The 11,455-nt window shown below is 72.6% G+C and carries 8 protein-coding genes and 2 pseudogenes; 3 read left to right on the plus strand and 7 right to left on the minus strand.

Annotated elements, in window-relative coordinates; translation table 11 throughout:
* Positions 1–45: 45 nt before the first annotated feature.
* The 3 genes from ABZ656_RS32135 to ABZ656_RS32145 form a co-directional block, all read right to left on the minus strand.
* Entirely contained in the window at positions 46–1,470 is a 1,425-nt protein-coding gene (locus ABZ656_RS32135) for a GNAT family N-acetyltransferase (protein WP_360272462.1), read from the minus strand.
* A gap of 224 nt (positions 1,471–1,694) precedes the next feature.
* On the minus strand, positions 1,695–3,299 hold the full coding sequence (locus ABZ656_RS32140; RefSeq protein WP_360272465.1) for an alkaline phosphatase D family protein: 1,605 nt from the start codon (positions 3,297–3,299) through the stop codon (positions 1,695–1,697).
* Between the two features lie 190 nt (positions 3,300–3,489).
* A complete protein-coding gene (locus tag ABZ656_RS32145; RefSeq protein WP_101407886.1) occupies positions 3,490–4,890 on the minus strand; it encodes a PLP-dependent aminotransferase family protein in 1,401 nt (466 codons plus the stop codon).
* 67 nt (positions 4,891–4,957) lie between these two features.
* Here ABZ656_RS32145 and ABZ656_RS32150 point away from each other — a divergent pair.
* Positions 4,958–5,803, plus strand: a pseudogene (locus ABZ656_RS32150) (DMT family transporter); the annotation flags it as partial.
* Positions 5,804–5,848: 45 nt separating this feature from the next.
* Here ABZ656_RS32150 and ABZ656_RS32155 read toward each other — a convergent pair.
* On the minus strand, positions 5,849–6,679 hold the full coding sequence (locus ABZ656_RS32155) for an alpha/beta fold hydrolase (RefSeq protein WP_180362726.1): 831 nt from the start codon (positions 6,677–6,679) through the stop codon (positions 5,849–5,851).
* 230 nt (positions 6,680–6,909) lie between these two features.
* Here ABZ656_RS32155 and ABZ656_RS32160 point away from each other — a divergent pair, with 230 nt between their 5' ends.
* Positions 6,910–7,794, plus strand: a complete 885-nt coding sequence (locus ABZ656_RS32160; protein WP_101407884.1) for an RNA polymerase sigma-70 factor — start codon at positions 6,910–6,912, stop codon at positions 7,792–7,794.
* Between the two features lie 256 nt (positions 7,795–8,050).
* Positions 8,051–8,812 carry a GntR family transcriptional regulator gene (locus ABZ656_RS32165; RefSeq protein ID WP_101407883.1) on the plus strand — a complete coding sequence of 254 codons (762 nt, stop codon included), beginning with the start codon at positions 8,051–8,053 and terminating at the stop codon, positions 8,810–8,812.
* A 133-nt stretch (positions 8,813–8,945) separates the two neighbouring features.
* On the opposite strand, the gene ABZ656_RS32170 is transcribed toward ABZ656_RS32165, so the two are convergent.
* The 3 genes and pseudogenes from ABZ656_RS32170 to ABZ656_RS32180 all read right to left on the minus strand — a co-directional run.
* Positions 8,946–10,103, minus strand: coding sequence for an ROK family transcriptional regulator (locus tag ABZ656_RS32170; RefSeq protein WP_101407882.1), 1,158 nt, complete (start codon positions 10,101–10,103; stop codon positions 8,946–8,948).
* A 122-nt stretch (positions 10,104–10,225) separates the two neighbouring features.
* The gene (locus ABZ656_RS32175; protein WP_101407881.1) at positions 10,226–10,888 is read right to left on the minus strand and encodes a response regulator transcription factor; all 663 of its coding nucleotides are present in this window, start codon (positions 10,886–10,888) and stop codon (positions 10,226–10,228) included.
* A 14-nt stretch (positions 10,889–10,902) separates the two neighbouring features.
* A pseudogene (locus ABZ656_RS32180) lies at positions 10,903–11,455 on the minus strand (hypothetical protein); the annotation flags it as partial.

Here is an 11,455-nt window from a genome sequence, read left to right on the forward strand (position 1 = left end):
GAGAGAGGCCCCGGGCGAGGTGCCCGGGGCCTTTCGGTGTCCGTCCTACTTCTTCTGCGCCTGCTTCTGCTCCTGGTCGTACGGCAGTCGTGAGGTCACCGGTGTGGCGTCCAGGCGGGCCGTGATGACGAGGGTGCCCTCCTCGATCTGGTAGTCGAGGGGGAGGTCCAGGCCGCGCATGGCGGCGACCATGCCGGTGTTGGAGGCCTGTGTGACGGCGTACACGCTCTCGCAGCCCGCTTCGACGGCCATCGTCACGAGACGGCCGAGCAGTTCGGCGCCGATCCCGCGCCGCTGCCAGTCGTCCTCCACGAGCAGCGCGATCTCCGTCTCGTCGCCGTCCCACAGGAGATGGCCGAGCCCGACCACGCGCCCCGACGCCGTCTGCACGGCGAGGGTGCGTCCGAAGCGCGGGCTGAGCAGGTGGTTCAGATAACGGTCCGCGTCACCGACCGGCCCGTGGTAGCGCATGCTCAACGTGCGCGGGGAGCAGCGCTCGTGCATCGCCTTCGCCGCGTCGAGGTCGGAGACGTCGGCGCGACGCACGGTGATCGCGGGGCCCTCCGGCAGTGTCAGCATGTCCTGGTTGAGCGGAATGCGCGGACCCAGCCGCGCGTCCAGCTCCACCAACGCCCGCGCCCGAGCGAACTCGGTCGGCGTGAACGGCAGATACGGCCGTTCCACCGTGATCACCCCACCCTCCGGTGCGCGCAACCGCATCACCGTGTCTTCCAGCACTCCTTCGACCGGCGCACCCTCTTGCGCCCGACCCGACCCGGGGGAGCGGGCGGGCAGCGAACGAATGGTGCACCGACCGAGCAACTGCCGGAGGGCGAGCGGAAGTTCCGCGGCGTCCAAAGCCGTACGTGTGGCCAGCCCCAGGACGCGCGTCGGAGCGTCCACCAGGTCGTGGGCGTCGGCCCGTTCGATCCAGGTGCCGGTGCCACCCGCCAGCGAGACGGCGCGGGTGATCTCGGACGCGGTCGGCTCGACGGGGGCGCGCAGCAGGAACTCGTCGACCGTGCCCTCGGCGAGCGGGTGCGTCTGCAGGCTCAGGATGTCGACCCGCTGGTGGGCCAGCGCCACGCACAGCGCGGCCAGTGAACCCGGTTCGTCCTTCACCGTCGTCCGCATCCGCCACAGGACGGTCCCTCCCGTGACGGCCTCCGGCCCCGCCGTGGCCTGGTCGGCCTGCCCGGCCTCTCGCCCCTCGGCGAGTGTCCGGGCACCGCTGTCGCCCGCGGGCGGCGCGTGACCGTGGTGGCGTGCCCACCATGTGTGGAATCCGGCCGTGGCCACCAGGACCAAGGACGAGATCACGAGCAGGGCCGGACCGTCGGGGCCGTGTCCGATCAGGTTGGCGACGCCGTCGGCGACCGCGACGGCCGTGAACAGCGCGGCGAGCTCGACCACGTCGCGTCGCCAGTGGTGGACGGGGCGTCCGTGCTTCGCCCGGGTCACATCAGACATGTCTGGAGTCATGCAGCCACTGTGAAGGAGTGGTGTTGCGTGATCACGAACGGTCTGTGACTGATCGGTAAAGTGTCGTTCTATCCTTTTTGTGGTTCTTTTTGCGCTAGTTTTGCCTGCCTCGGATCACCTGGCTTACTTGCCTGGTCATGAGAGCGGGCGCGCACCGGGGGATGACTCCGGTGCGCGGCCCAGCCCTTCGAGGGTACGGGAGTTGGGCGCGGTTACTGACCCACACGCCCCGGCTGCAACACCTGTGTGAACAGCACCGTGCCGTCCAGGTCACGCAGCCGCACCGTCAGCTTCCCGCTGTCGCCGTCGATGTCGACCTCACCGAAGAACTGGTATCCGTCCGCCGGCGAGACATTGGCGGTGGCGGGAGCCTTGACGAAGACCCGGTCGGGGCCGAAGGTGCCGTCCAGGGCGTTCGCCTGGAAGGCGCCCGCGTTGAGCGGTCCGGAGACGAACTCCCAGAACGGCTCGAAGTCCTTGAAAGCGGCCCGCGAGGGGTCGTAGTGCTGCGCCGAGGTGTGGTGGACGTCGGCCGTCAGCCACACGGTCCCGGTGATCCGCCGGTGCTTGATGAACCGCAGCAGCTCGGCGATCTGCAGCTCACGGCCGAGCGGCGCGCCCGGGTCGCCCTGGGCGACGGCCTCGATGTTCGGCTTGCCCTCGACCGGGTCGGGCACGACCAGGCCGAGCGGCATGTCGGCGGCGATGACCTTCCACACCGCGCGCGACGAGGCCAGCTCGCGCTTGAGCCATTCCAGCTGCTCGCGGCCGAGGATGCCCTGCGGGTCGGTGGTCTGGTCGTCGGGCGAGTTGGCGTTCCGGTAGGTCCGCATGTCCAGGACGAACACGTCCAGGAGCGGTCCGTGGTGGACGGTCCGGTAGATCCGTCCGTCCGGGCGTCCGCTGATGGTGGAGATCGGGAAGTACTCCGAGAACGCCCGCCGGGCACGGACGGCCAGGTCGTCGAGTTCCGTGCCGGCCGGGTAGGGGGTGCCGGATCCGATGACCTCGCCCGGGTACCAGTTGTTGCGGACCTCGTGGTCGTCCCACTGGATGATGTTCGGGACCTGGGCGTTGAACCGGCGCAGCGCCGAGTCCAGCAGGTTGTAGCGGAAGTTGCCCCGGTAGTCGGCCAGGGTGACCGCGACGTGCGACTTCTCCTCGGTGGTGATGCTCCGGTACAGGCTGCCGTCCGGAAGCGGCGCCGTGGCGGAGATCGGGCCGTCGGCGTAGATGTTGTCGCCGCTGCACAGGAAGAAGTCCGGGTCCACCTTCGCCATGGCGTCGAAGATCCGGTAACCGCCGATGGACTCGTTGATGCCCCAGCCCTGTCCTGCCAGGTCACCGGACCAGACGAACCGGACGTCCTGCCGCCGTTTCGCGGGCGCGGTGCGGAAGGTGCCGGTCACCGGCTCGCCCGTGCGCCGGGGGTCGTCGGGGTCGGCCAGCAGCACCCGGTAGTGGATCTGCTCGCCGGAGGGCAGTCCGCGCAGCCGCGTCGTACCGGTGAAGTCCGAGTCCGCGCCGAGCAGCGGACCGTGCCATCTGCGGGGGTTGCGGAACGACTCGGTCGCGGACGTCTCGACGATCATCCGGGCGGGGCGGTCCGAGCGGACCCACACCAGGCCTGAGTGCGCGCTCACGTCTCCGGCCTGGACGCCCCACCCCGCCTCGGGCCTCCGGGACAGCGCGAACGCAGGGGCCGAGCCGAGTGCGGTGGGCAGGGCCAGGGCCGCGGAAGCGGCGAGGGAGCCGCGCAGGACGCCGCGGCGACCGGGGAGCGGGAGAGGGCTAGGGCTGTGCGGACGGTGTGACATGAATGCGCCTCCAGGGACGGAGTCGACGGAGTCGGGCGACGTGCCCAGCCACAACTACTGGTGCGCCGCAGCGCACACGGAAACCACAAGTGAACAACTGGCCCCGCCGACAAGGGCACCGACGTCCGCCTCCGACCGCGCACGTCCCACGGATGCCCGCGCCTGCCCACTCACACGGCCCCCCGAGCGGTCAGGCGCGCACCGCCTGTGCCATCAGGCGTACGCCGTCGCGGATCCGCGCGGGGGACTGGTGGGCGTAGCCCAGCACCAGCCGTACGCCGGCACGCTCGACCACCCGCCCGTAGTCCGCCAGCGGACGCACGGCCACCCCCGCCGCCGCGGTTCGCTCCAGGAAATGCTCCGGCGGCCCGTACCGCTCGGGCAGCGCGGCGATGACATGCAGACCCGCCGCGATCCCGGACACCCCGGTACCGGGAAAGTGCTCCTCCAGGGCGGATACGAGAGTGTCGCGCCGTTCCCGGTAGGCGCGCTGGCAGCGGCGCAGCTGCCGGTCGTAGTCGCCCCGTTCCACGAAGCGGGCCAGGAGCGCCTGGTCCACGACGGGGTTTCCCAGATCCATGGTGCGCTTGCGCTCGACGACCTCCTCGGCGAGCGCCGCCGGTACGAGCAGCCAGCCGAGCCGCAGCCCGGGCGCGAGCGACTTGCTGACCGAGCCCGTGTAGGCGACGCGCTCGGGATCGAGCCCTTGAAGCGCCCCCACAGGAGCGCGGTCGTAGCGGAAGTCCCCGTCGTAGTCGTCCTCGACCACCAGACCATCCACCGAGCGCGCCCAGTCGAGGAGTTCCGTGCGCCGTCGCGCCGAGTAGGCGATCCCCGAGGGGAACTGGTGGGCGGGCGTCGTCACCACCGCCCGTACGCCCGACTCCTTCAGCGGCCCGGTGGCCAGTCCTTCGCCGTCGAGCGGCAGCGGTACGGCGTCGATGCCGGCCGAGGCGTAGAGAGTGCCGTGCTCCGGGCTTCCGGGGTCCTCGACGCCGATCGCGCACACGCCGCGTGCGTGGAGCACGAATCCGAGCAGGGTCGTCGCCTGCGCGACCCCGGAGACCACGATGACGCGCTCGGGGTCCGCGACCACGCCGCGGCGCCGTGCGAGCAGTTCGGCGAGGGCGGTGCGCAGCCGGGGCAGACCGCGCGGATCCGGGTAGCCGAGCGCGTGGTGGGGCAGCTCGGCGAGGACCCCGCGCTGGGCGGCCGCCCAGGCGGTGCGTGGGAACAGGGACAGGTCCGGTGTCCCGGGAAGGAAGTCGGCGCGGGCCCCGGCGGGGCGCGGCGCGAGGTCACGCGCGCGTGGGCGGGCCGCCCGGACGGCGCCGCCGACCCAGGTCCCCGCGCCCCGGTCGCTGCGCAGATACCCCTCCGCGGTCAACTGCTCGTACGCCTCGGTGACCAGCCCCCGCGACACCCCGAGGTCGGCGGCGAGCTCGCGGCTGGACGGCAGCCGGGTGCCCGGCGCGAGCCGCCCCGTGCGGACCGCCTCGCGCAGCGCGGCCTGCAAAGCGCGCCCACGCGCGCGTGCCGGTGCCGAAGCGGCCGGCACAAGCAGTTCCCAGGCGGCCCCCGGCGGTGTCATGTGGTCCCCGATGGCGTCATGAGAGTGGACCTTAAACCGGACCGCGGCGCTTCGTAGCGTCACCGTCATGAACACCACCCCCCTGGGCGGGTCGCTGCTCGCCGCCCTCGCCTGCGTCCTCGTCGGAGGCTCCTTCACCGCCAACAGCGTCCTGGGCCACTACCCGTACGCGGGCGGTCAGTTCCTGCGCTACGGCCTCGCCTGCGTGCTGCTCCTGCCGCTGGTCGGACGGGGCGGCACGGCACCGCTGCGGCGGCTCGCGGTACGCCGGTGGGGGCGCCTCGCGCTGCTCGCGGCCGTCGGCATGGTCGGCTTCAACCTCGCCGTGATCGCCGCCGAACGCACCGCCGAACCAGCCGTTCCGGGCGTCTTCGTGGGCTGTGCCCCGGTGGTCGTCGCCGTTGTCGTCCCTCTTCTTGAGGGCCGTCGGCCGCAACGGCAGGTCCTGTACGGGGCGTCGCTCGTCGCGGTGGGCGCCTTCACCGTGCAGGGCTGGGGCCGCACCGACGGCACGGGGATCGCGTACTGCGTGTGCGCGCTGGCGGGCGAGGTGGGCTTCGCGGTGCTCGCCGTACCGGTGCTGCGCCCGCTCGGGCCCCGGCTGCTGTCGGCCACCGTCTGCGGGATCGCCGCGGTCGAGTCGGCGGTGGCCGGGATCCTCACCGCGCGTCTCACCGGCGGCGCGTGGCTGCGGACGCCGGACACCACCGAGGCCGCCGCGCTGCTGTGGCAGGCGGCGGTCGTCACGGTCGTCGGCTTCGTGTGCTGGTACATGGGCATGCAGCGCATCGGCGCGGAGCGCGCCACGCTCTTCTCCGGGCTCATCCCCGTCGCCGCGGCCTGCACGGCGCCGCTGGCCGGCACCGGCGCTTACGGCGCCGCGCAGGCCGCGGGCAGCGCCCTGGTCGGCGCGGGCGTCGCCCTGGGCTCCGGCGCGTGGCGCCTCGGTCGGCGTCGCTCAGCGGCTGCCGTCGAGGATCACGCGGGCGACGAGCGCCGGGTCGTCGTTCATCGGGACGTGACCACAGCCCGGCAGCCGCACCAGCCGGGCCCGGGGAATGATGTGCTTGGCCCGGATCCCCTGGCGGCGCACCAGCAGCCGGTCCCGGGTGCCCCAGGCCACGGTGACGGGCAGCCCCGGGATGTCGTCCGTGAACCGGACGGTGGTGCCGGCCCGGAGGGTGTCGGCAAAGCCCTCGGCGTGGGCCAGCGCGAGGGTCTCGGCGACGACGGCCTCGGGTGAACGGCGGCCGGGCCGGGCGTAGATGGTGCTGGTCAGGGCGGCCCGCCCGGCCGCCGAGCGGGAGAGCCGCTCGATCACCGGGAGCGGCAGGCGCCGCGCGCCCTGCCGCATCGCGAGCAGCACACCGAAGGCGTAACGCCGTTCGACCGGCGACCAGAACCCGGCGGGCGAGATCGCGGTGACGGACCGTACGAGCTTCTCGCGGCCCAACTCCAGGGCCAGCAGGCCACCCAGGGAGTTGCCGGCCACGTGCGGACGATCGATCTCCAGCGCCTCGCACAGCCCGCCGAGCGTGGGCACCACCGTCCCGAGGTCGTGCGTGAGCCCGTCGGGCAGCGCCGGGGACTCGCCGAACCCGGGCAGGTCGACGGCTATCACCTCGCGCTCGGCGGCCAGGATGTGCACGACCGGGTCCCAGGCCTGCCGGTGGTGGCCTATGCCGTGCAGCAGGAGCAGCGGTTCGCCGGTGCCCACGCGCGCGTAGGACATGGTCACGGTCCGCGGACCGTGCGCGGAGGGAAGGCTGAAGGAGACCGTGGCGGACATGATGCTGCTCCTCGTCTGGTGGCACGCTGACGAACCGTCTTCGTAGACAGCTTGTCAGCAACCGCTACCGACGGGTAGCCCCCGGGAGTCATCACCTGGATCCGCTCACCCACGCTGTCCGACTCGACGGGCGTCGGCCGGCCAACCGCCCGCCGACCGCCGGTCATTGCGCTCCGGAAGGCGGCGGTGCCGCCTGGACACGGCGGGGCGTGCCGGGATGGGATGGGGCCGTGACGATCGACACCGCGACCGAGGTCTTCGAAGAGCACCGCCCCGTCCTGACGGGCGTCGCCTACCGCATGCTGGGACGGGTGGCCGACGCCGAGGACGTCGTCCAGGAAGCCTGGCTGCGCTGGTCCGGCGCCGACCGGACCGAGGTACGCGAACCCCGCGCCTACCTGGTGCGCATCGTCACCCGGCTCGCCGTCGACCGGCTGCGTCAGGTGCGGTCGCGCAACGAGGCGTACGTGGGACCGTGGCTTCCCGAGCCGTACGTCACCGACTTCGGGGACACCGCCCCCGACACCGCCGAGCGTGCTGTGCTCGCCGACTCCGTCTCGCTCGCCGTCCTCGTCGTCCTGGAGTCCCTTTCGCCCCTGGAGCGCGCGGTGTTCGTCCTCAGGGAGGCGTTCGGCTACCCGTACGCGGACATCGCCGCCGTCCTCGACCGAGGTGAGCCCGCCGTGCGCCAACTCGCCGGACGGGCGCGTAAACACGTCGAGGAACGACGGCCGCGCTACGAGGTCGATCCGGCCGAACGCCGCGACCTGACCGAGCGGTTCCTCGCGGCGGCGGATGGAGGGGACCTGGAGGGGCTCATGTCCCTGCTGGCCCCGGACGTCCGCCTGATCGGCGACAGTGGCGGACTGTCCAAGGCGCCGCTGCGGGTCATCGAAACCGCCGACAAGGTGGGCCGCTTCCTGTACGCCGTCGCCCAGCAGGGCATCCCCGATCCCTCGTACCGCCTCCTGGAGCTCAACGGCGGCGCCGCGCTCCTCGTCCTCTCCGGCGACAAGCCCGACAGCGCCGTCCAGCTCGATGTCGTGGACGGCCGGATCCGGTGCGTCTACATCGTGCGCAACCCCGAGAAGCTGGTGTCCCTGGGCAACCAGTAGCCGCTGTGGTCCCCTTACGCCCCCTCGAAAGCCCCCGTCTTCTGGACGGGGGCTTTCGGCGTCGTGTCGCGAACATCACCCCGCGCGAACGCCCTGTGAACGCTGTGCGGCAAGGCGCCTCCGCAATCCGTAAGGGATCGAGGATTGGTCTTGACCAAGCGTGGGGGCGGCCCTATGGTCGCAGGGATAGTGCAAGAACCTTTAATAAACAAGGGCGCTAAAACGCCGCCGGGCCACGGCGATTGCGGAGGACAGGGTGGGGACCACGCAGCTGGAAACGGTGCCGGAGCCGAAGTACTGGCATCTCAAGACGGTGCTCACCGAGGCATTGGACTCTGAGTTCTCCGTGGGCGAGATCCTGCCCAACGAACGCGACCTCGCGGCCAGGTTCGGCGTCGCCCGAGCCACGCTGCGCCAGGCGCTGGAGCAGCTGGAGCTCGAAGGGCGACTGCAGCGCCGCCGCGGGGTGGGCACGACCGTCGCCCCGCCGCGTGTGGGCGTGGCCGTCGGAACGGAGCAGCATGTGTGGCCCGGCGCGGTCGGCGACGCCTGGCAGCCCGTGGACTGCGAGGTGGCGGCTCCGCCCGCCGCGGTGGCCGACGTCCTGGAGACGGGCCCCGACGACCAGGTGCACACGATCCGCCGCTCCCGTGTGACGCACGGCCAGCCGGTCGCCGCCGAGCTGCTCTACATCCCGGCGTCCTCGGTGCCCGGCCTCTCCGCGATCGGCGCCCCGTCGGGGGCGACCCTCGCCCGTGCCGTGCTGCGCGAACTGCAGCATCTCGACCTGGAGGGCCAGGACCGCGCCGTGGAGCTCGGCTCGGCCCGCGCGGACGACGCCAAGGAGCTGGACCGGCTGCCCGGGGCGCCCGTCCTCGTCGTCACGACCCGCTACTTCGCCGAGGGGCGCACCGCCGCGGTCTCCGTGGCCACGTACCGCGCCGACACCTGTCGGCTGACCTTCGGCGACTCCGGCGGCGTGGAGATCCACCACGACCCCGAGCGCCGGGCCTCCTGAGCCGCGGTCCAGGCCTGATCCGCGCGACACGCCCCAGGTCTCAGCCGTCACGCCCCGGAACACTCCGGGGCGTGACGGCTTTTTCGTGCCCGTGGGGCCGGCGGCCGGCTTCCCGCGTCCGTGAGACCGCCGGTCAGCGGCGTGCGGTCACGGTCCCCTCCACCGCGAACAGCTGCTCCTCCACATGATCGAGGGCCAGCCGCAGGGCGCCCGTCGCGACGGCCGCCTCGCCCAGCAGGGAGAGCGCCACCTTGGGCGGGCGCAGACAGTAGCGCGCCAGTTCGCGCCGCAGCGGTTCCAGTACGCCGTCCAGACCGGCCGCCCAGCCGCCGACGACGACCAGTTCCGGGTCGAGGGCGAGGACGAGGGCAGCCACGTCGTGCACAAGACGCTGGATGAAGCGGTCGACCGCCGCGCGGGCCCGCTGGTCACCGCCCTTGGCCAGCGCGAAGACCTCGGCGACGGCCTGCTCGTCGAGCGGGTGCAGGGGCTCGTCCGTGGTCGAGAGCAGTGTCTCGGGAGTGGCTCCGCGGCCGAGCAGATGGAGCGCCCCGATCTCCCCGGCGGCACCCCCGTATCCCCGGTGCAGCCGCCCGCCGATCAGCGAACCGGCCCCCGGACTCAGCCCGGCCAGCACGAACACCACGTCGTCCGACTCCGTCGCCGAGCCCTTCCAGTGCTCGGCGACCGCCGCCGCGTTGGCGTCGTTCTCGACGAGCACCGGGCATTTGAAGGAACGGTTCAGTCGGTCGCCCAGGCGCAGCCCCGTCCACTCCGGCAGCGCCGTGCCCAGACGTACGGTGCCGTCCGCCTCGACGATCCCCGGGCTGCCCACGCCGACCGCCCGCAGGGAGCTGCGCGCGACACCCGCGCGGCGCAGCAGATCGGCGACCGCCGTGCGCAGCCGTTCCAGCCGCTCGTCCGCCGACGCGGTCTCGTCCACGTCCTTGGACATGGCGCCCAGCACCCGGCCGTCCAGATCGGCGAGGAGCCCGGCGACGCGATGGGGACCGATCTCCAGGCCCAGCAGATGGCCCGCCTCGGCCCGGAACCGAAACCGCCGCGCGGGACGGCCCTGACGCCGTGCCGCACCCTCCTCGGCCGCCTTCTCGACCACGAGCCCGGCCTCGATCAGTCCTTCCACGACACCCTCGACCGTGGGCCGGGACAACCCGGTCACCCGGGTGATCTCGGTCAGCGTCGCGCAGTCCGTGGCACGCAGCGCGTGCAGCACCACCGCGGAATTGATCCTTCGCAGCAGAGAGGGGTCCCCGCCGGTCAACCGCCCCAACGTCCGTCCTCCCAGCTCGTGCGCGTGTTGGCCGGATCGTACTCGGCGCGGCGCGCCCCGGCGAGAGCCGGGGACCTCCTTTGCTACCGACCGGTCGCTTCGGCCACCGCTGGACCGCCGTTTCAGCCCGGGGCCACGAACCCCGACTCGTACGCCGCGATGACCGCCTGCGTACGGTCCCGGGCCCCCAGCTTCGCCAGTACGGCGCTGACGTGCGACTTGACCGTCTCGGTCCCGACGACCAGCCGCCCGGCGATCTCCGCGTTCGACAGCCCCCGGGCCATCAGCCGCAGCACCTCCGCCTCCCGCTCGGTCAGGGCGGCCCGTTCCATGGCCGTCCGCGCCGCCGGATTCCCGCTGCTGCCCCCGTACTCGGCCGCCAACTGCCGTACGGACACAGGGAACAGCAGCGACTCGCCCTCCGCGACGAGCCGTACGGCGTGCACGATCTCGGCGGGCCTGGCCCGTTTCAGCAGAAAACCGTCGGCACCCGCGCGCAGCGCCTCGTAGACGTACTCGTCGTTCTCGAACGTGGTCACGACGAGGATCTTCGGAGGATCGCTCACGGTCCGCAGGACCGCGCGCGTGGCCTCGATGCCGTCCATGAGCGGCATGCGCACGTCCATGGCGACGACGTCCGGCCGCAGCTGCCGCACGAGCGGGATCACCGCGGCGCCGTCGGCCGCCTCTCCGACGACCTCGATGTCGGGCTGCGCCGACAGGACGGCCCGCAGGCCCGCGCGGACGAGCGGTTCGTCGTCGACGAGGAGAACGGTGACCGGCATCCGGCCAGCGTAGATCAGCGCAACGGCAGCTCGACCCGTACCTGCCAGTCACCCCCGTCCGGCCCGGTCCGTGCCCGCCCGCCGAGCAGCGCCGCCCGCTCCCGTATGCCCCGCAGGCCACTGCCGCGGCCCGGCCCCGCTGTCCCGGCCGTCAGCGGATTGCGGACCTCCAGGCCCAGAGTGCCGTCGTCGACCGCGATACGGACCCGCACCGGCACGCTCCCCGCGTGGCGCAGCACGTTGGTCAGGGACTCCTGGAGGATGCGATAGCCCTCGCGGGAGACCGGTCCCGGCACGGTCTCCAACGCACCCGTCACCTCGGCGTCGACCTTCGCACCCGAGCCGCGCGCCGACTCCAGGAGACGGTCGGCCTCGCTCAGCGTGGGTCGGCCGCTCGCGGGGCGCCCGGCCTCGCGCAGCACGCCGAGCACGCGCTCCAGGTCCTCCAGGGCGGCCCGGCCGGTGTCCTCGATGGCGAGCAGCGCCCGGTCGAAAGCGCGTCTCACCGTCGAGCACGTACTGCCGCAGAACCCCGCCCAGCAGTGGTTCGACCTGCTCGCCGAAGAG

The organism is Streptomyces sp. NPDC007095 (assembly GCF_040634475.1).
Taxonomy (GTDB): Bacteria; Actinomycetota; Actinomycetes; order Streptomycetales; family Streptomycetaceae; genus Streptomyces.